Below are 20,369 nucleotides of genomic sequence, written 5' to 3' on the forward strand. Positions count from 1 at the left end.
GTTTTAGTTAGCGGCTGTAAATCTTTCAGCCTTAAAGGCTATTCAACTTAAAGCGATTTAACAAGCATAATATTGCCTGTTATTGCGACAATGACACACTGGCTTTGTGCACTAATGGATTCCCCATTAGCTTCCTCAGCTAAGCGCGCTTGCCAATCAATACCCGAATAACGAATACTACCACTGCTTACATTAATTTCAGTACTTGCTAAAACGGTTAAACCAACCATGTCACTGGAGTTATCCGTTGTGTCTTTTGAATTCTGCAATGACTTTAATGGTTTCCATAAAATAGCAGCAATAATCGCTGTTAATACGCCAACGGTAAATATTTCACTTTGCCAACCTTCGACAAAACCAACAGTCACTAAAATACCGGTAGTCAAACTTGCAATAGCAAAAAATAATAACGGACCACTTAACCCCATGATACTCAGTTCTATAACAAAGCTAATACCCGCAATTAAGTACCATAAATGATCAGGGTTTTCTAAAAAATATTCCATAAAACCTCTTGGGTAAAAAGAAATGTAGACTAAGCGTATTAGACTTTATAGCCAAACACGTTAGGCCTACATTATCTACTAGTTAGACAACTTCAAACTACTTGAAACAGCAATGGCTTGTGCAACAGTATTAGCAATGTTATCACCCGTTTTTCCATCCGTCAGTACTACAGTACTTTCGTTAGCAATGGCTTGATGAGCTGCAATCGAATCTTGTGCTAGCGTTAGCATGACCGCCGCGTGACCTTGTTCGCTATTTGCCGCATTACCTACTACCTCTAGAGCATTAGCATCCGCATCAGCAACTAATCGTATGGCTTCAGCTTTACCCGTTGCTTCGAGAATTTGTGCTTCTTTAGAAGCTTGCGCTGCTAGAACTTGCTCAGCTTTTGCTGCCTCAGCATCCAATACTCTCGCTTGCTTCTGGCCCTCAGCTTCTGTGATCGCTGCAGTTTTAACCCCTTCTGCGGTTAATATCACTGAACGTTTTTCACGCTCTGCGGTCATTTGTTTTTCCATATCTTCACGAATAGTCTGTGGAGGCGTAATATCTTTTATTTCATAACGCGTCACCATAACACCCCAAGGCGCTGTAGCTTCGGTCATTGAGCTTAATATTTGGGCATTTATCGTATCACGGTTTTGAAAACATTCGTCCAACTCCATTGAGCCTATGGCATTACGCATACTAGTCATAGCAAGTTGAACTACCGACATCTTATAGTCAGTAATATTATTGGTTGCTGCGGCCGCATCAGTAACTTTCATAAACAAAATACCATCAATATCTAAACTAATATTATCTTTAGTTATTGCTGCTTGTGACGTTATTTCTAATGATTGTTCTTTTAAATTACGATCGGCAGCAACCGATTGCACGTAAGGAATAATAAAATTTAAACCTGCAGCAAGAGTTTTGCTGTACTTACCTAAGGTATAAATAACATAACCTCGGTTTTGCGGTACAAAATAGATACCTTTTTTCAGCGTATATAAAATAACAATAGTCAGCCATAAAACAGGACTAGTGATGATGCCTTCAACAATGTTTTCCATAAATATATTTTCCTTTTTATTCGAAGTGAAATCTAAATTCAATTGAGAATTATTTTTAACAACACGTTAATAGACTGTTACGAGCAAAGCAAGCTATTTCAGCAAAGCTGCTCATACCCGTTCTGAGATAGCGAGATGGCGCATTGTCATAAGACTAGCGGCTTAATGTTAAAGAAGTAAAATAGTATCGGTCAGGAATGCTAACAATGGGAGAAGTAGTTAAATCTGATGCTAACGTTTGGCCGCCCTAGTGCTAGGGCTTATAGTAGTACATGGCTATTTTTAGCTAGAAAAAATGTAAAAAGCACCAACAGAGAGTGGTGCTTTTAAAGTTTACCAATAATATTGGTTAGCAGGATTATGACTGGCGATAGCCTCCTACTATTATATAGCTAACAGTAAAGTTGTTAGCTTATATAAGTACAACAATAATCAATTAAGGTTTTCGCGCGTACTTCAAAAGAACTATTTGCCGGGACACCAAAAGATTGCCCGTCGCTAATGTTCTGCCATTCAGTAGCTCCTGCTAGTAAAATTTCACATTCACCTGCAGTAATTTCCATTAATTCTTCTTCATTGGTACCAAACTTATATTCACCTGGCATCATAATACCTAAGGTTTTAAAACTTCCATCATTGAAAGTAACCTTACGGCTAGTAACTTTACCATCAAAATAAACGCTGGCTGCTTTAGTAACGGTAACTTCTTTAAACTCTGACATAGGGATTCCTTTGGTGTATTGGGATTTAAAAGCGTGGGGATTAAAAGCAAAAACGGGAAGCCATTAGCATCTATTGAGCAATGGCTTCCCGACTAATACCCTGCGATATAAGTGACCACGGGAATGACAACCTATAAGGGTGTCATTCTACGTCTCAATTATTTTGCACTAGCAATTTTTTTCATGTCAGTCATATAACCGCGAAGTTCTTTACCAATCACTTCAACACCATGACTGCGAATCGCTTCGTTTACTTCAATCAAACGAGCATTATCAACGTTATTTGAACTCTCTTTTAAGCCTTCGCCTAATTGTTCTAACGTTAAGCTAGCCGTGTAGTCTGCAAGTAATGGCACAGCAGCGTGAGTAAATAAATAGTTACCGTATTCTGCAGTATCAGAAATAACAACGTTCATTTCGTGTAACATGTTACGTGCAATACAGTTAGCAATTAATGGCGTTTCGTGTAACGACTCATAATATGCAGATGCATTGATGATACCTGAATCAACCATTGCGTCGAATGCTAATTCAACACCAGCTTTAATCATCGCAACAACAAAGATACCTTTATCGTAGTATTCTTGCTCTGAAATCTCAGTGTCACACTCAGGTGATTTTTCAAAAGAAGTTTCTGCTGTTTCTGCACGCCATGTTAATAAGTTAACATCGTCGTTGGCCCAATCTGCCATCATAGTTGCAGAGAAACGACCTTCAATGATGTCGTCCATATGTTTTTGGAATAAAGGACGTAAAATTACTTTTAACTCTTCAGCCATATCAAACGCTAAAATTTTAGCTGGGTTTGATAAGCGATCCATCATGTTAGTGATGCCGCCATGCTTAAGACCTTCAGTGGTTGTCTCTAAACCGTATTGTAATAATTTACGTGCGTAAGCTGCGTCCATACCTTGAGCAATTAGCTGTTTGTGACCTAAAACTGCAGCCGTTTGCAACATACCACAAAGAATTGTTTGCTCGCCCATTAAATCAGACTTAACTTCAGCGATGAAAGAAGACTCAAGAACACCCGCTCTATCACCACCTGTTGCGCTTGCGTAAGCTTTAGCAATGGCTAAACCGTTACCTTGTGGATCATTTTCTGGGTGAACTGCGATAAGTGTTGGAACACCAAAACCACGTTTGTATTCTTCACGTACTTCAGTACCTGGACACTTAGGAGCAACCATAACTACTGTGATATCAGAACGAATTTGCATGCCTTCTTCAACGATATTGAAACCATGTGAGTAAGCTAGTGTTGCGCCCTGCTTCATCAATGGCATTACCGCAGTAACTGCTGAAGTATGTTGCTTATCAGGTGTTAAGTTTAAAACTAAATCGGCTTGAGGAATTAATTCTGCGTAGCTACCTACTGTGAAACCATTTTCAGTAGCCCACTGCCATGATTGACGCTTTTCGCTAATCGCTGCATCACGCAATGTATAAGAAATATTCAAACCTGAATCACGCATGTTTAAACCTTGGTTTAAACCTTGAGCACCACAACCAACGATAACAATGTTCCAATCTTTAATGAAGTTACAACCATCGTTGAATTCTTCACGTTTCATAAAACGACATTTGCCTAGCTGACCTAGTTTTTCACGTAAGCTTAAAGTATTAAAATAATTGCTCATGGGGATCCTCTGAATTTGGTTCTTTGTTAAGTCAGTTTTCCTGACGATGAAAATACCATACCCTAGATATTATGTTGCAAAAAGTGATATATTCGCATCACTACGTTGCGTTTATTGCAACATAGATAAAAAATTCAATACAAGGGCAATAAATTATGGATCAAAAAGCACTGTCGATGTTTGCCCACTTGAGCCAAACATTACACTTTGGTAAAACGGCACTAGCACATCACATCAGTCCATCTACGCTTAGCAGAGCAATTCAACGACTGGAAGATGAAGTGGGGGGCGAATTATTACACCGCGATAATCGAACGGTAGTACTGACCGATGTAGGTAAAAAATTCAAAATTTATGCCGAGCAACAGCTTGAGCAATGGCATAGCTTCAAACAATCCCTTGACCATAAGCAAGCCGCCCTAACAGGTAAACTCCATATTTACTGTTCCGTGACTGCTGCGTACAGTCATTTACCGCCATTGCTGGAACGTTTTCGTGCTCGACATCCCTTAGTAGAAATTATGCTGACCACTGGGGATGCAGCTGATGCCCTTGAACAAGTACAAAATCAATCCGTTGATTTTGCTATCGCTGCTGCTCCTGAGAACTTACCCCGTAGTGTTTACTTTCACCACCTTGATACCATAGCACTCACGGTGATTGCACCGACAATGACTTGCAAGGTGCAGCAGCAACTGAGTCAAAAAGTATTAACTTGGTCTGAAATTCCAATAATTTTGCCTGAACATGGCGCTGCTCGAAAAAGATTTGAGCTCTGGTATCGTAAAAAGCAACAAGGAAAACCGACCATCTACGCCACAGTTTCTGGTCATGAAGCCTTGGTGAGCATGGTTGCTTTAGGCTGTGGAGTTGGCATAGTGCCGCAAGTGGTGGTGGATAACAGCCCAGTCAAAGATAGGGTAAGCAATCTCGAGAATATTGGTGATATTGAACCCTTCGAATTGGGTGTTTGCTGTTTGAATCAAGCAAAAGCACAGCCATTGATTAAAGCTTTTTTTTCCTCGATAGTTTAATTAATATAATTCATTAGACCGAAACGGCATTCATTAAATGACGTAACAATCTGTCCATAGCCCGATAAGATAGGGCCTCAACCAAATGTTTATTACAAATATTCAAGCTCCCTTCCATGTCTGCAAGGGTACGGGCAATTTTCAAAATTTTGTGATGCGCGCGGGTTGATAAACCTAACTTTTCTACGGCAAGTTCTAAAAATTCATTGTCATCCGTATTTAGATCACAATACCGCTTTAACTCACTACTGCTGATGTGCGCGTTGGCTTTGCCTTGCCTTTCAAGTTGGATAGTCCGACAGACTCGCACTCGTTGTTGTACCTGTGCGCTTGACTCATTTTTTTGGCTGCTCTGTGCCCATGTACCTCGAGGTAGTCTTGCTACTTCAATTTGAATATCAATGCGATCAAGAAAAGGTCCTGACAAACGATTTAAATAGCGTAAAACTTGTTCTGGCGTACTCCGTTGGTCGTTATAAAAGCCGGTAGGACTCGGGTTCATCGCTGCAATCAATTGAAAACGTGCGGGAAAGCATTGTTTGTGTAACGCTCTGGAAATAGTAACTTCACCCGACTCCATTGGCTCTCGCAATACGTCTAATACTTTTCGTTCAAACTCAGGTAATTCATCTAAAAATAATACACCGTTGTGTGCGAGCGTGATTTCTCCGGGCTTGGGCTGACTGCCTCCTCCGACTAAAGCCGCTGATGACGCAGTATGATGCGGTGCTCGAAAAGGTCGAGTAAACCACGACTTACGTGTAATACCTTGATGGCTAATCGATTGAATAGCGGCGACTTGAAGCGCCTCGTTCTCGGTCATCGGCGGTAAAATACCGGCTAAACGACTAGCTAACATGGTTTTACCGGTACCTGGAGGGCCGATGAATAATAAATTATGACCTCCGCTAGCAGCAATTTCCAACGCTCGTTTTGCCAAGGGTTGCCCCATAACATCACTCATATCCAATGTTTGATCTAGTTCAGCCATTTCTTCTGCCATTATTTTATCAGTCACTAGCGGTAAAACTTGTTGACCGGCAAAATGAGAAAACAGCTGCGTTAAATGGCTTATGGCATGAATTTTTGCTTGTTTAACCCAACTGGCCTGTTCGATATTTTGTGTAGGAATAATCAAAGTCCGCTTACTTTGATTACTTGCCATGGCTACAGGAATTTCCCCGACAATCGCCCGTAGCTCACCGGATAAGGCCAGCTCTCCCGCAAATTCATATTGAGATAGATCAACGGCTGGAAGTTGTTCCGACGCAGCGAGAATTCCAACCGCTATGGGTAAATCGAAACGGCCACCTTCTTTGGGTAAATCAGCAGGCGCCAAATTAACCGTGATACGTTTAGCCGGAAATTCGTAACCACAATTTATGATGGCGCTACGCACCCTGTCTTTTGACTCTTTTACTGAGGCTTCGGGTAACCCGACGATATTGAATGCTGGTAAACCATTGGCAAGATGAACTTCAACCGTAACAAGGGGAGATTCAAGGCCGATTCGTGCCCGACTGTACACACAAGAAAGTGACATATAAATTCCATTTAATAGGTTCCTTTTTTCCAGTGTAGTCCAAATATTTTTATATACCCATGATACTTCAAGATGCAAGTTTCAGGATGCCTGTGCGATTCATGCTCAGACATCCCCTTAAGGCTGGTTTAGAAACGCTTTATGCTGCGTTACTGATTTCGATAAGGGAACAACCATTATCCTCAATCAATATCTTGCCTAAAGACGTTTATAATTCCAGCTGAATCCCCTATCTTGAGGCAACATGGGTATATTGGTTTATTACCTATTGTCAATTACTGCACAAAAATACTCTAACAAAAAAACTTGCACATAGGATTAGAGCTATGGTACTAATTTAATAAGTAAGCGACGCTGAACATAATAAAACCAATAATCAGTCTGCGCAAAATAAACAAACAAAGAGATAAAATGCACATATTTAACTCAATTATTATAAACCTTCTCGTCGTGGTGATTCTTAAATCATCTCGAGGGTTTTGTTGAGCTAAAAAAAAGCATTCAATCAAATAACAAACCCTCGCTTCGCAAGAACCGAGGGTTTTCTTTTTAGTTTCTTTTTAATTGATTTTTTATTAAAGATGAAGATGCTGGAAATACAGACATTAACAATATAACAATTGGAATCATCATGACCAAGAGTAAAACGCTAACAGGCGGCGCATTATTATTTGAAGTATTACAAGAGCACGGTGTACAGCACGTTTTTGGCTACCCAGGCGGTGCCATCATGCCAATTTATGACGCTTTATACGATAGTGACGTAAAGCATTTTCTATGCAGACACGAGCAAGGTGCAGCATTTTCTGCTGTAGGATATGCGCGTGCTGCTGGTACTGTTGGTGTCTGTTTAGCGACCTCAGGTCCAGGGGCTACAAACTTGATTACCGGCCTTGCCGATGCGCTTGCTGATTCGATTCCAGTTGTTGCCATTACAGGACAAGTTCCTACTGCTGCAATGGGTAGTGATGCCTTCCAAGAAATTGATATTTTTGGTTTATCTCTTGCGTGTACTAAGCATTCTTTCCAAGTAACTGATATTAATGAGCTGGAAAAAGTATTGCATCAAGCCTTTGAAATTGCTTTAGAAGGTCGTCATGGACCAGTACTTGTTGATATTCCAAAAGACGTTCAATTAGCAGAAGTAACTCAGCGTTTAGATAAACTGTCTCATTTAAAGAATAAAGTAAAATTACCCCTTGCAGATATCAGCAAAGCTCTTGATTTACTGACGCATGCTAAGCAACCTATTTTATATGTTGGTGGTGGTGTTGGTATGGCAAACGCGGTAGAAGAAGTACGCGATTTTGCTGAAAAAACAGGTATGCCAAGTGTTTCGACCTTAAAGGGATTGGGTGCGATAAATCCGGATAATGAAAATCACCTGGGTATGCTAGGTATGCACGGTACAAAAACCGCTAACCTTGCGGTGCAGGAAAGCGATTTATTAGTGGTAGTTGGCGCTCGTTTTGATGACCGAGTGACCGGCAAGCTAGATGAATTTGCTCCGAATGCTAAAGTCATTCATTTTGATATTGATACTGCTGAAATTAATAAACGTCGCGATGCTGACGCTGCTATTTTAGGTGACTTAAAGGGTAACTTACCGTTATTAACAACTGAATTAGACATAGCAGACTGGCAACAAAAATTGCAGCAAATGAACACTGATTTTGCTTGGCGATATGATCACCCCGGTGATAATATTTTTGCACCAGCCGTATTAAAAACGGTGAGCGACCTTATGCCGAGCAACACTTGTGTAACCACTGATGTTGGTCAACACCAAATGTGGGCCGCACAGCATATGACTTTTGATGACCCAAGCAACTTTTTAACCAGTGGCGGCATGGGCACTATGGGCTTTGGTTTACCCGCAGCAATAGGTGCACAAATATCACGTCCTCACGATACAGTTATAGCGGTATCAGGTGATGGTTCAATTATGATGAATGTACAAGAATTGGCCACGATCAAACGCTATCAGATCCCGGTGAAAGTTGTGTTAATTGATAACGCAAAACTAGGTATGGTTCGCCAATGGCAGGACCTATTCTTTGACGGTCGACTAAGCGAAACTGATTTGTCTGACAACCCTGACTTTGTCATGCTAGCCAGAGCGTTCGAGATAAAATCACAGTTAATCACTAAAAAGAGTGAAGTTAAAGCAGCCATTGAAGAGATGCTAGATCATGATGGCCCTTACTTATTACAAGTAAAAATAGATGCAGCAGAAAATGTTTGGCCGCTAGTTCCACCAAATACAGCAAACGATAAAATGATGGAGGGTGTTTAATATGAGTTCTTTGACGCTGAATAAGTATCAATTAATCATTATGGCTGATGATAAACAGGTGGTGTTGGAGCGAATTTTACAAGTCACTCGCTATCGCGGTTTTCTAATCAATGGTATGAATGCCGAAGTAAATACGGGTAACAATGTTGCCACAATCACTATGAGTGTCAGTAGTGAACGTCCTATTTCTTTGCTTATTGATCAAATAAACAAATTGATCGACATCAAGGGTGTCAAAGTGGACAATAGTGAAGTGCAAATACAACAACACAGCGCTTAAATAACACGGCGCTTAGACAACAAGTAATATAATAAAAATTCGCTCTCTAAAAATTTACATTACTCTGACATTGGCGTCGGGGTTTGTTGATTTTTCAAGAGCAACAAAATTAGGAAAAGATAATGGCTAAAGTAAATGCAGACTATATTTGGTTCAATGGTGAAATCATGCCGTGGCAAAATGCTACTGTTCATGTAATGAGTCATGCACTTCATTACGGTTCATCAGTTTTTGAAGGCATTCGTGCCTATGAAACACATAAAGGCACGTGTATCTTCCGTTTAGAAGAGCATATCAAGCGTTTATTTGATTCAGCAAAAATTTACCGAATGAATATTCCATACACGCAAGAAGAAGTTGTACAAGCCTGTAAAGATGCTGTTGTAAAAAACGATTTAAAATCAGCATATCTTCGTCCATTAGCCTTTTTAGGTGATATCGGTATGGGTCTTCGTCCACCTATCGATGCTAAAGCTGACCTTATGATTGCCGCATTTAGCTGGGAAGCATACTTAGGTGCTGATGCTGTTGAGAATGGTGTTGATGTGGGCGTTTCTAGTTGGAACCGTTTAGCGCCAAATACAATGCCTACTGCAGCAAAAGCAGGTGGTAACTATTTGTCTTCACAGCTTATATCTACTGAAGCTGCTCGCCATGGTTATGCCGAAGGTGTAGCACTTGATGTGAATAACATGGTAAGTGAAGGCGCAGGTCAAAACTTATTTTTAGTACGTAACGGTGTTATTTATACTCCACCGGGCACAGCCTCTATTTTGCAAGGTTTAACACGAGATGCTGTTTTCTACTTGGCTAAGCAGTTAGGTTATGAAGTACGTGAAGAATCTATTGCACGTGAAGCACTATATCTTGCTGATGAATTCTTTATGTGTGGTACAGCTACTGAAGTAGTACCGGTTAAATCGGTAGATGGTTTACCTGTAGGTACTGGTTCTCGTGGACCAATCACTAAAGCACTTCAAGAAGCCTTTTTTGGTATTTTTGATGGCACTACCAGCGTACCAGAAAGCTGGTTAGATCCTGTAAAATAAAATGCCTTTAGGCTCTAGTTCCTCGTTAGGAGTACTCACCTATATTCATAGGCTCCGTGCTCCTGACTTGTCTAGAGTCAAAATACAATTTTATTAACCTTCTCTATATAAAGTTATTTTAAAAGTTCATTTAGCTTAGTAATAACAAAGTGAATTTTCAAAATTATATTATTAAAAAATAAGTTCTCAAACTCACCAATTGGAATGTAAAAATCATGCCTAAATTAAGATCTGCAACTTCTACTCAAGGCCGTAACATGGCCGGTGCCCGTGCTTTATGGCGTGCTACAGGCATGACAGATGGCGATTTTGGGAAACCTATTATCGCGGTAGTGAACTCTTTCACTCAATTTGTACCCGGTCATGTGCATTTGAAAGACATGGGACAATTAGTTGCTGGTGCCATTGAAGAAGCAGGCGGTGTTGCTAAAGAATTCAACACTATCGCTGTAGATGACGGTATCGCTATGGGTCATTCAGGTATGCTTTATAGCTTACCTTCACGTGATTTAATTGCCGACTCAGTTGAGTATATGGTAAATGCTCATTGTGCTGATGCCATGGTTTGTATCTCAAACTGTGACAAAATCACCCCAGGTATGATGATGGCAGCAATGCGCTTAAACATCCCAGTAATTTTTGTATCTGGTGGTCCAATGGAAGCCGGTAAAACAAAATTGAGTGATCAAATTATTAAGCTTGATTTAGTTGATGCCATGATTAAAGGTGCGGATCCAACAGTAAGTGATGAAGACAGTGATAAAATTGAACGCTCTGCCTGTCCGACGTGTGGTTCATGTTCAGGTATGTTCACCGCCAACTCCATGAACTGTTTAGCAGAAGCATTAGGTTTAGCTCTTCCGGGTAATGGTTCAATGTTGGCAACACATGCTGATAGAGAGCAATTATTCTTAAAAGCGGGTAAACAAATTGTTGAATTAACGAAACGTTATTACCAAGATAACGATGAATCAGCTCTACCACGTAATATTGCTTGTAAAGAGGCATTACACAATGCCATGTGTTTAGATATTGCGATGGGTGGTTCAACCAACACTATCTTGCATTTATTGGCAACAGCACAAGAAGCTGAAATTGATTACACCATGGAAGACATGGATAAATTATCACGCATCGTGCCACAGTTATGTAAAGTTGCGCCATCAACACCTGAGTATCATATGGAAGATGTGCATCGCGCCGGTGGTGTGATTTCAATTCTTGGTGAATTATCGCGTGCTGGTTTATTAAAGACTGACGTACCTAATGTTTTAGGTACTACGTTAGCTGATGTAATTGCCAAATATGACATTACCCTTACTGACGATGAAGACATTAAAAAATTCTACCGTGCTGGCCCTGCAGGTATTCGCACTACTAAAGCCTTTAGTCAAGATTGTCGCTGGGATACCTTAGACGATGACCGAGTAAATGGTTGTATTCGTAACCTTGAAAATGCCTTTTCGTTAGAAGGTGGTTTAGCGGTACTTTCAGGTAATATTGCAGTAGATGGCTGTGTTGTTAAAACTGCAGGTGTAAGTGACGACAACTTAGTATTTACAGGTCCTGCACACATTTTTGAAAGCCAAGATGATGCCGTAGCCGGTGTTTTAGACGGAAAAGTAGTCGCTGGTGAAGTGGTTGTTATTCGTTATGAAGGCCCTAAAGGCGGCCCAGGTATGCAAGAAATGCTTTATCCAACCACTTACTTAAAGTCGATGGGATTAGGTAAAGCCTGTGCCTTATTAACTGATGGTCGCTTCTCTGGTGGTACTTCTGGTTTATCCATTGGTCATGTTTCTCCTGAAGCAGCTGACGGCGGCACAATCGCCTTAGTTGAACAAGGTGATATCATTCATATTGATATTCCTACCCGTGAAATTACCCTACAAGTATCTGAAGAAGTACTTGAAGAACGTCGTGCTGCAATGATTTCTAAAGGTAAGCAAGCTTGGAAACCAGCAGATCGTGTTCGTCCAATTAGCTACGCACTTAAAAACTACGCAATGTTAGCCACTAGTGCTGATAAAGGTGCTGTGCGTAACAGAGACTTATTAGATGGTTTAGTTGATAAGTAAAACTGAAAAATGGTGCTAGAAAAGACAAAAGACTTTCTAGCTCAGCTAATTTGATTTCGTCATTCCCGAGTTTTCTTATCGGGAATCTAGCTTTCAGATAATGGATGCTCGATATAATCAACTCGAGCATGACTATTTCATAGTTAGCTGCATTTTTTCAAGTGATTGACAGTAATTTAGGCAAAACCATGACAGAAACACTCAAACAAGTATCCCCACAAGAGCCATTAGATTACCTACGTCGTATTCTACTTGCCCCTATTTATGATCTAGCGGTTGAAACTGAATTGACGGCTTGCAACAAGTTGTCCTCCCGGTTAAATAACCACATTTATTTAAAACGTGAAGATCAGCAACCCGTACATTCGTTTAAATTACGTGGCGCTTACAACAAACTCAATAGTTTAACTGAAGAGCAATGCATTCATGGTGTTATTGCTGCTTCTGCTGGTAATCATGCTCAAGGTTTAGCACTAGCGGCTAAAAAACTTGGCATCAATGCAACTATCGTCATGCCCAAAACAACCCCTGATATTAAGGTGGACAATGTAAGGCGCTTTGGTGGTGAAGTACGATTAGTTGGCAATAGTTTCAATGAAGCACAAGCCGCTTCAATCGAATATGCCAAAGCAGAAAATAAAACCCTTGTTCATCCCTTTGACGATGTTGAAGTCATTATTGGCCAAGGCACGGTAGCTAAAGAATTATTACAACAGCTACCCCAAGCTGATGTGGTGTTTATACCTGTTGGCGGTGGTGGACTTCTTGCGGGTATGGCTGTTTATTTAAAACAGCTAAATCCAAGAACTAGAATTATCGGTGTAGAAGCTGAAGATTCAGCCTGTTTAAAAGCCGCACTTGAAGCAGGAGAGCCCGTTGATTTAACTCAAGTAGGTTTGTTTGCCGATGGCGTTGCCGTTAAACGTATTGGTGAAAATACTTTTGGTTTGATTCAAGAGTTTTGTGATGAAGTGATCACCGTTTCAACCGATGAAATTTGTGCATCTATCAAAGACATCTTCGAAGAAACACGTGTTATTGCTGAGCCTGCTGGTGCATTATCTTTGGCCGGCTTACAAAAGTATTGTCTGACTAGCAAAGGTGGTGAATCTTTAGCAGCAATACTTTCAGGCGCAAACATGAACTTTCATACCTTGCGTTACGTATCAGAACGCTGTGAATTAGGTGAAAAGAAAGAAGCGATATTAGCGGTTACTATTCCCGAAGAAAAAGGTAGTTTTAAACGTTTTTGTCAATCCATAGGTAACCGTGCCATTACCGAGTTTAACTATCGTTATTCTGGTAAACCTAGTGCTGAAATTTTTGTCGGTGTTCGTCTTGGCGGCAGTGTCGAAGAACGTCAAGAGTTACTTCAAGGGCTAGAAAGCGCGAATTATCAAGTAAGAGATTTTACTGATAATGAATTAGCTAAATTACACGTTCGCTACATGATTGGCGGAAAAACGCCTAATTCAGCTAAAAATACTAATTCTGTAGGTGAAAAGGATGAACGACTCTTTAGTTTTGAGTTTCCTGAACATCCAGGGGCGTTAGAAAAATTCTTAGCCGCTATGGGGGAATACTGGAATATCACCTTATTTCATTACCGTAATCATGGCGCAGCATTTGGTCAGGTACTTGCTGGTTTTGATCTTGAGAAAAGTCAGCAGAACGAATTCTTCCAACATCTTGATGACCTTGGCTATCAATGGCAAGAAGAAACTGACAACCTCGCTTATCAGACATTTTTGAATTAATGTTGAAGAGCCAATAAAGTAATACTTTATTGGCTCTTATCTATTAGGTATTACTTAGCTGGAATTGCCGCATCAATTTTCTTTAACGAGCGTAAAAATAGCCCTAATCCACCCATAGCCAAGACCAAAATAACGATTAAGTCAAAAGAAGTCATAGTTCTAAAACTAAAACGAATAGAGGAAATTACACCAAAGATAAGACCTGTAATTGAGCCTAGCGCTAACAGCCAGCCAATAGGGTTCTTACTGTTATAGAAAATAATCCCAACGCCAAACATAAAAGGGATCATCACCATACCACTCGTTACGCTATAATTTCCGCCCATGGCAGAGAAGCCATAAAGACGCATCCCCATACCGAAACTAGAGCTCACTGTAATTGCATTAAGCAGTAAGTAAAAACCACCGCACATCATGATCAATCCAATAAAAAACTGTCCTAAACCACCTGATGTACCACCTGCTCCACGCATAAAATTCCTTATTTATAATCTGTTATACCAATTTTATTGGTTAGATATTACCTGAGCAAAGGTAATAATGGCAAGACTTTGATTGGACGCCATAAATAATGAGTTGAGCTTGGGTTATACGAACTACTAATAAGTAAAATAACAAAGATATTTAAGTGCTATTCCACCTGATCATACATTTTCGACCAGACCGTAGAAACAAGACAAAATGTATATTTAACCTGAACTCTGGATAATGAGTGCTTGATGTTTAAGTAAAATCAACAACTTAGATTGTTACGTATAAAAAGTAATATAATTAAAGTAGTTATAAGCTTTATCAATGTTTCATTTTATTCAATTATCAAGGCAAAACGTTTATGAATAGCGGCTATTTATCGACGTTTTAACGCTGAGAAATGGATGAAGAGGAATGTTGAGCAAGTGCTGCTTATCCAGAGTTCAGGTTATTTACACTCATATGTCATTGTTTCAGGTAATAACCTAGTTTTTAAAATTTATCGACTTTCCTGCTTGATAACCGCCATTACATTGCGCGTTATGTTGTCACAGCGATCACCTGCAAATTCATACAAACTAAGCTTCTGTTCGGTGAGTATCTCCCCTATTTCGATTTTTAACATTTTTTTAGCTCGATGAAAGCGTACTTTTACAACGTTATATTCAAGTGAAAGTATTTGAGCAATATCATTTATCGCCATTTTTTCAATGGCACGTAAAATAAAGATCGCACGATAATTTATCGGTAATGCGTTAATTAATTGTTCTAGCGTAGCTTTAGTTTGTTGATTAGCAATAGCGTCATGAATGGGCTCGGCGGCAGTATCAAGTTCAATTAAATTAAACACTTCTTCCTCCTCTTTATAGCTTAAGCGACTAGATTTTCTTAAACGCATCAAAGCAATATTTCGCGTTATAGTGGCAATCCAAGTCATAAAACCTTTTGGTCCCTTAAAGGTAGCGAGTTTTTGATAAGCGGTAATGTGCGCTTCTTGCACAATATCCATCGCCTCATCGTCATCAGCAAAAATACCTTTGGCTATGCGAAACATAAGCTGGTTATAGCGACGTATTACGACTTCGTAGGCATTAATATTGCCCGCTAAAATATGCGTAATGAGTTGGTAGTCTTCTGTTGTCGTTAAAGAATCCATTTCGGTCATGTGTTTGCCTGTAAATCACGTTTAAGTTAACTTTTTTTACTTCATTTTTTTAAGATTACCGCCATGGTATTTTAATACATGGCAGTATGCAGCTTGAGCCTATTTATAATGATAGTAAATATTGTACTAAATCATCTTTTTCAGAAGGCATTAACCCTAAAGCCAAGTGATTATTATAATGTTCGACTACATCAAGTAAGGTCGCGGCGCTACCATCATGAAAATATGGCGGATGCTGCCATACGCCTGCCAATGGCGTAGTACGGTATTTTCCTGTGAGACTTCTGCTGGCTAATGTGGGGTCTGTCCCAATAACATCAGGGTAATGAAGCTGTGTGCTAGCATCGGTAAATTTATCGCCGCTATGACAAGAACTACAGTTGCCTTGATTATTAAAGACCACCTTGCCTCGCGCAGCCGCGTCAACATCAAAGCTCCCTTCAGGGGCTTTAGGGGCATCTAAGGAAAATTGATAAGCCTCTAAGGCAGGTAGTTTGTCGGTAAGTAAATCAGGATCGTGCATAATATTGAGTCCTAACCTTTCATCAATGAAATTACCTGCTGCGCCCATTTGTGTCACGGCAACATAAGCATTCCAATATGAAATACTTCCTTCTCCCGTATAGGTTGCTAATGCGACGTCTTTTAAGCCATAAGCTGGTGGTATTACGGTAGGATCATTAAGACCATCTTGATTCCAATACGCATCATACTTACCAGGGCCCCAAGATAGCAGTACGTCTTGCGTCGCCTGATCTTGTAAAGCTGGTGACAATGACAAAATAACACCAGGATTTAGATCTCTATTTGCCCAGCCATCTAATCGTTTACCAATGCCCGGAGCAACGGAGTCATCAACTGTTGAGTGACACAAGGCACAAGTCGCCCCAAGGCTAACTAAAGTATCTTTACCATTAATTTCTTGAACATCACCTTGTAAACCAACAACTGCATTGAGTTTTAATAAGATGATAGTTGTGGCGGGGTCGGTAAGATCAACCGTTTGTAATACCCCTTCAGGTAATACCTCAGAATCAACTTTAAGGCCGACTGATAAAGCAGTTACCGGATCGACTGCACCAGCAACTACATTGTGTAATTGCAACGTATCTGTCCATAGTTGCTCATCGCCAAAGGTATCAAAGCGGAATATCTCTTTGCCTTGTGCAACAAGTTTAGGGTCTAACATTGATTCTTCGTTAGATGAATCATTACATCCTGACAGCCCTAATAATATCAGGGGTATGAGCGTAATTATCTTGCTTGTATATTTCATGTTGCTCTCATATTTTCTAATAAGTGTAATTAATAGATGTATGAGTTAAGAAAAAGTAACAAAAATATTGAACAAATTGTTAGAAAATAAAGGCTGCTCTGTGCGCATTATAGTCCTTTTAGTCTGAATAAGACCATAATTAGGGTGTTCAGATCATGTGCCTATTTCATACGAATATTGTGCGCAAATTATCTTGATGATTTCCTCATTGCTTTCGATGTTTTAGGTACGCCTTAGCTCAATAACGAATACTCAGGGCTTGCCCCTAAACGCTATCTATATTGCTTTCGAAGAGCTTAGGCATACATGCTGACAATACTAATTGGAGGTTATGATGGCTAAATTAAATGGCAATTATTCTGTTTATGTTGGAATAGATTGGGCGAACGACAAACATGATCTATGCATTCAGCAAGCTAATTCAGATAGACGAAAATTTAAGGTAATAAAGCACTCAGCGAATACGATAAATGATTGGATAATCAGTCTGCATAAGCAATATAAAGGACAGATAGCCGTTGCTGTTGAATTATCTAAAGGACCTATTGTATATGCACTTCAGAAGTATAAATTTGTAACTATTCATCCGGTTAATCCCTCTATGTTAGCCCAGTACCGTAAAGCCTTTTCTCCCAGTGGAGCCAAAGACGACCCAACTGACGCTGAGCTTGCACTTGATTTAATGCTCAATTATCCAAAGAAAATTAAAGCATTAAAGATGGAAAGTGAACCTGTTCGAAAACTCACGTACTTAGTCGAACAACGCCGAAGACTGGTAGAAGATAGAAGACGCTTTAGTAATCGATTAATTAATACACTCAAGCAATATTATCCTCACTTATTGGATTGGTTTTCACATCGAGGCTCCGGTATGTTTTGTGATTTCATTACACGTTGGCCGAACTTACAAAAGTTGAAAAGAGCAAGAACTGACACATTAAGAAAGTTTTTTCATGCCTATCCTGGGCGTACAGCAAGTTGCACAGAACAACGCCTCGTGCTCATTAATAAAGCCGAACCACTTACCTTAGATAATGCGGTCATTGAATCACACCAGCTCTTAGCTGTGGCTCTCGCTAATCAAATGCTAGTGGTAGTCGAAGCGATTAAAATATTTGATAAAGAAATTAGTGTGTTGTTTGAGACCTTGCCTGATGCTGAACTTTATAAATCATTACCGGGTACAGGGCCTTGTTTGGCACCAAGACTACTAGTTGCTATGGGAGAAAATCGTAGCCGCTTTACGAGTGCATCAGAAATTCAAATGTCTGCTGGTATAGCTCCTGTGACGGAGCGCAGTGGTCAAAAATGTTGGGTGCATTGGCGATACCAGTGCTCTAAATTCGTTAGGCAGTCATTTATTGAATGGGCAGCTAAAAGCGTTCATCAATCTTATTGGGCAGGTATTTATTATCAGCAACAACGTTCAAAAGGTAACACGCATCAATCATCAGTAAGATCGTTAGCATTTAAGTGGATACGGATTTTATATCGTTGTTGGAAAACAAAAGAGGCATATGATGAGTCGAAGTATTTAAAAGCATTACGAGATCGAAATTCTCCATTACTTTTTAAAGAAAAAGCTTGTTAAAGGTCTCAGGGCGTAGTGCGGACGTTAGTATTTAATTATTTGCCATATATTTTCTAATGAATGACTTCTCTATTGTTAAATAATGAGCTAACTAAGAGCTTGGCACGATATATAAAATTTTAGACAGGGTTGAATGCAATAATGCTTACTGGTAAATCACTAAAAACATTATAAAAAATTCATAGTAATTAATAACAAACGAGTTATTCTACAAGCTCGTTAGCCGTATCTTAGATTAGGAGTACATTCAAAGTGAGCATGGAGTTTTTAACGGATTGGAAATTTTGGTCGTTCTTAGTTGCTTTTATTGCTTTGATTTTATCCCAGCTTCGACCAATTAGACTTTGGTTTCAAAAAGCCAAATTGGATCTTGAGCTGTATTCAAGAGTTCTTCTCACACATAAAGTTGGAAACCCTAACGTTCAAATTCATCTGGTTTTAAGAAACATTGGTGGACGAAATATTAGAGTCAAAGAAATTAGTGTTGATATAGAAAGAGATGGGAAGTTTATAGATACATTAATAGCACAAAATTACCTACCTGATGCTTTAAATAATCAAAGCATTTTGTTTACTAATTTTTCGCTTACTCCAAATGATGAGTGGTCAAATAGAGTTAATTTATTAAATTACTTTAATAGAGAAGAAGATAAGTCATTTAAAACTTCCGAGAAGGCTTTGAGAGAAGAAATTATAAGCCTAAGAAAGCTATTGCAAGAAAATGATAAAACTAACGTAAAAGTTACAGACGAATTTATAGAACCATTTATCCAAATGTTTCAAAAAAAATTCATGTGGAAACCCGGAGATTATCAGTTTCACATAAATGTCAAAACACTCGATGAAGAAGCTGATATTAAAAAGTCATTTAGGTTTACTTTATTTGAATCACAATCTGAAGATTTAGAGTCTTATGTTAAAGACTTTAATATAGGGGCTGGTATTTCTTATGATCTTGATGACCATTGCGGTGTCTTAGTGCAGGTTGAGGAAATATCCGGCTAACAAGATGCTATGGTTAGTTTTCAATAAAAAATCTAACCCAACCTGTCCAATTATATTTAAGGCTAATGTCAGCTTTGTGGCATTAGTGATCATACTGGATCAAAACTCAAAGGTCAGCGACCGTCACAAAACGTAATTAATTTATTAAGTTTTCACATGCTGTGGCGCGAATCGTCATTTAAAACAAAGCTTCACCAATGGTTCGTGTTTTAAGTCCATTAACACAACTCGACATTGAAAATATATTTAATAGATTTGGTATTATTGCTATCTTCTTTTCAATGATGCTAGAATTAAACTAATTCTTATTGCCTAGTTATTAAGTATTTTAATATCTAGCTAATAGTACCTAACTCATAATCTAAGTGCTGCTTGTGCCTACTTTTATCAATAAAACAGTAATGGTTTTTTTGCTTTGTTTGATCTTTATTGGTCAATCTATGGCATCAATGACTATGTTTTATAGCATGACAGCTATGCAATTAAATATGCAGTCGATGACTGAAATGACCTCGATAAAAAGCTCAAATCATCAAAGTGAAAAGATGAACAACACTGCCCATGATATGAGTGCTATGTCTGATTGCGATGAAGAAAAAATGACGAACACAGCTTGTTCCACTATGTCTACACAAGAATGCTGTGAACAAGAATGTGACTGCTTATCAGGTGCCTGCTCAACCGTCTCGGCATTTTCAATAATTATCAATTACACCCCGGTATTTGCAACACCGTGTAAAATAAATTCACTCAATACTATCACCACAAGTCAAACACTGACCTCCCTTTATAGACCACCAATTCTGAGCTAATCACAGTCTCATTGCGTCTACATTTTGCTGTATAAATTTTTATAGTTGATAACTCACAAAGTATCGCTGATGCAAAAAATCGTCTCGT

At 39.3% G+C, this 20,369-nt stretch carries 17 protein-coding genes; 9 read left to right on the forward strand and 8 right to left on the reverse strand.

Translation table 11 applies throughout. From position 1 onward, the window contains the following. Window positions 1-47: 47 nt before the first annotated feature. From CPS_RS21770 to ilvC, 4 genes are all read right to left on the reverse strand, one after another. Complete coding sequence (locus CPS_RS21770; protein WP_011045555.1) at window positions 48-506, reverse strand: NfeD family protein; 459 nt, start codon at window positions 504-506, stop codon at window positions 48-50. A gap of 78 nt (window positions 507-584) precedes the next feature. Then, complete coding sequence (locus CPS_RS21775) at window positions 585-1,562, reverse strand: SPFH domain-containing protein (RefSeq protein ID WP_011045556.1); 978 nt, start codon at window positions 1,560-1,562, stop codon at window positions 585-587. A gap of 407 nt (window positions 1,563-1,969) precedes the next feature. Then, window positions 1,970-2,284 (reverse strand): pyrimidine/purine nucleoside phosphorylase, encoded by a 315-nt coding sequence (locus CPS_RS21780; protein WP_011045557.1) that lies wholly within the window; start codon window positions 2,282-2,284, stop codon window positions 1,970-1,972. Window positions 2,285-2,442: 158 nt separating this feature from the next. Then, a complete protein-coding gene (gene ilvC, locus CPS_RS21785) occupies window positions 2,443-3,924 on the reverse strand; it encodes a ketol-acid reductoisomerase (protein WP_011045558.1) in 1,482 nt (493 codons plus the stop codon). A gap of 155 nt (window positions 3,925-4,079) precedes the next feature. Between ilvC and ilvY the strand changes: the two genes are divergently transcribed. Then, window positions 4,080-4,958, forward strand: a complete 879-nt coding sequence (ilvY, locus tag CPS_RS21790) for an HTH-type transcriptional activator IlvY (RefSeq protein ID WP_011045559.1) — start codon at window positions 4,080-4,082, stop codon at window positions 4,956-4,958. A gap of 13 nt (window positions 4,959-4,971) precedes the next feature. On the opposite strand, the gene CPS_RS21795 is transcribed toward ilvY, so the two are convergent. After that, the gene (locus tag CPS_RS21795) at window positions 4,972-6,501 is read right to left on the reverse strand and encodes a YifB family Mg chelatase-like AAA ATPase (RefSeq protein WP_011045560.1); all 1,530 of its coding nucleotides are present in this window, start codon (window positions 6,499-6,501) and stop codon (window positions 4,972-4,974) included. Between the two features lie 631 nt (window positions 6,502-7,132). Here CPS_RS21795 and ilvG point away from each other — a divergent pair. From ilvG to ilvA, 5 genes are all read left to right on the forward strand, one after another. After that, the gene (gene ilvG, locus CPS_RS21800; RefSeq protein ID WP_041737179.1) at window positions 7,133-8,797 is read left to right on the forward strand and encodes an acetolactate synthase 2 catalytic subunit; all 1,665 of its coding nucleotides are present in this window, start codon (window positions 7,133-7,135) and stop codon (window positions 8,795-8,797) included. A 1-nt stretch (window position 8,798) separates the two neighbouring features. Beyond that, window positions 8,799-9,077, forward strand: a complete 279-nt coding sequence (gene ilvM, locus CPS_RS21805) for an acetolactate synthase 2 small subunit (RefSeq protein ID WP_049757955.1) — start codon at window positions 8,799-8,801, stop codon at window positions 9,075-9,077. 122 nt (window positions 9,078-9,199) lie between these two features. Continuing rightward, entirely contained in the window at window positions 9,200-10,126 is a 927-nt protein-coding gene (locus CPS_RS21810; protein ID WP_011045564.1) for a branched-chain amino acid transaminase, read from the forward strand. A 215-nt stretch (window positions 10,127-10,341) separates the two neighbouring features. Continuing rightward, window positions 10,342-12,204, forward strand: a complete 1,863-nt coding sequence (gene ilvD, locus CPS_RS21815; RefSeq protein WP_011045565.1) for a dihydroxy-acid dehydratase — start codon at window positions 10,342-10,344, stop codon at window positions 12,202-12,204. A gap of 188 nt (window positions 12,205-12,392) precedes the next feature. Further along, a complete protein-coding gene (gene ilvA / locus CPS_RS21820; RefSeq protein ID WP_011045566.1) occupies window positions 12,393-13,961 on the forward strand; it encodes a threonine ammonia-lyase, biosynthetic in 1,569 nt (522 codons plus the stop codon). A 50-nt stretch (window positions 13,962-14,011) separates the two neighbouring features. On the opposite strand, the gene CPS_RS21825 is transcribed toward ilvA, so the two are convergent. From CPS_RS21825 to CPS_RS21835, 3 genes are all read right to left on the reverse strand, one after another. After that, complete coding sequence (locus CPS_RS21825; RefSeq protein WP_011045567.1) at window positions 14,012-14,434, reverse strand: hypothetical protein; 423 nt, start codon at window positions 14,432-14,434, stop codon at window positions 14,012-14,014. A gap of 497 nt (window positions 14,435-14,931) precedes the next feature. Beyond that, window positions 14,932-15,597 (reverse strand): RNA polymerase sigma factor, encoded by a 666-nt coding sequence (locus tag CPS_RS21830; RefSeq protein ID WP_011045569.1) that lies wholly within the window; start codon window positions 15,595-15,597, stop codon window positions 14,932-14,934. Window positions 15,598-15,700: 103 nt separating this feature from the next. After that, window positions 15,701-16,873, reverse strand: coding sequence for a hypothetical protein (locus CPS_RS21835; RefSeq protein WP_011045570.1), 1,173 nt, complete (start codon window positions 16,871-16,873; stop codon window positions 15,701-15,703). A 334-nt stretch (window positions 16,874-17,207) separates the two neighbouring features. On the opposite strand from CPS_RS21835, the gene CPS_RS21840 reads away from it, so the two are divergent. From CPS_RS21840 to CPS_RS21850, 3 genes are all read left to right on the forward strand, one after another. Then, the gene (locus CPS_RS21840) at window positions 17,208-18,464 is read left to right on the forward strand and encodes an IS110-like element ISCps5 family transposase (RefSeq protein WP_011045571.1); all 1,257 of its coding nucleotides are present in this window, start codon (window positions 17,208-17,210) and stop codon (window positions 18,462-18,464) included. 252 nt (window positions 18,465-18,716) lie between these two features. After that, window positions 18,717-19,469, forward strand: coding sequence for a hypothetical protein (locus CPS_RS21845; RefSeq protein ID WP_187148281.1), 753 nt, complete (start codon window positions 18,717-18,719; stop codon window positions 19,467-19,469). Between the two features lie 374 nt (window positions 19,470-19,843). Further along, window positions 19,844-20,281 carry a hypothetical protein gene (locus tag CPS_RS21850; RefSeq protein WP_011045574.1) on the forward strand — a complete coding sequence of 146 codons (438 nt, stop codon included), beginning with the start codon at window positions 19,844-19,846 and terminating at the stop codon, window positions 20,279-20,281. Window positions 20,282-20,369: the final 88 nt, after the last annotated feature.

This window comes from Colwellia psychrerythraea 34H, assembly GCF_000012325.1.
In the GTDB taxonomy this organism is placed as follows: Bacteria; Pseudomonadota; Gammaproteobacteria; order Enterobacterales; family Alteromonadaceae; genus Colwellia; species Colwellia psychrerythraea_A.

Coding starts and splice junctions, on each gene's coding strand:
- ilvC (WP_011045558.1), bottom strand. CDS start 3,924: ATGAGCAATTATTTTAATACTTTAAGCTTACGTGAAAAACTAGGTCAG.
- CPS_RS21775 (WP_011045556.1), bottom strand. CDS start 1,562: ATGGAAAACATTGTTGAAGGCATCATCACTAGTCCTGTTTTATGGCTG.
- CPS_RS21780 (WP_011045557.1), bottom strand. CDS start 2,284: ATGTCAGAGTTTAAAGAAGTTACCGTTACTAAAGCAGCCAGCGTTTAT.
- CPS_RS21825 (WP_011045567.1), bottom strand. CDS start 14,434: ATGCGTGGAGCAGGTGGTACATCAGGTGGTTTAGGACAGTTTTTTATT.
- CPS_RS21840 (WP_011045571.1), top strand. CDS start 17,208: ATGGCTAAATTAAATGGCAATTATTCTGTTTATGTTGGAATAGATTGG.
- CPS_RS21810 (WP_011045564.1), top strand. CDS start 9,200: ATGGCTAAAGTAAATGCAGACTATATTTGGTTCAATGGTGAAATCATG.
- ilvG (WP_041737179.1), top strand. CDS start 7,133: ATGACCAAGAGTAAAACGCTAACAGGCGGCGCATTATTATTTGAAGTA.
- ilvY (WP_011045559.1), top strand. CDS start 4,080: ATGGATCAAAAAGCACTGTCGATGTTTGCCCACTTGAGCCAAACATTA.
- ilvD (WP_011045565.1), top strand. CDS start 10,342: ATGCCTAAATTAAGATCTGCAACTTCTACTCAAGGCCGTAACATGGCC.
- CPS_RS21770 (WP_011045555.1), bottom strand. CDS start 506: ATGGAATATTTTTTAGAAAACCCTGATCATTTATGGTACTTAATTGCG.
- CPS_RS21795 (WP_011045560.1), bottom strand. CDS start 6,501: ATGTCACTTTCTTGTGTGTACAGTCGGGCACGAATCGGCCTTGAATCT.
- CPS_RS21830 (WP_011045569.1), bottom strand. CDS start 15,597: ATGACCGAAATGGATTCTTTAACGACAACAGAAGACTACCAACTCATT.
- ilvM (WP_049757955.1), top strand. CDS start 8,799: ATGAGTTCTTTGACGCTGAATAAGTATCAATTAATCATTATGGCTGAT.
- ilvA (WP_011045566.1), top strand. CDS start 12,393: ATGACAGAAACACTCAAACAAGTATCCCCACAAGAGCCATTAGATTAC.
- CPS_RS21835 (WP_011045570.1), bottom strand. CDS start 16,873: ATGAAATATACAAGCAAGATAATTACGCTCATACCCCTGATATTATTA.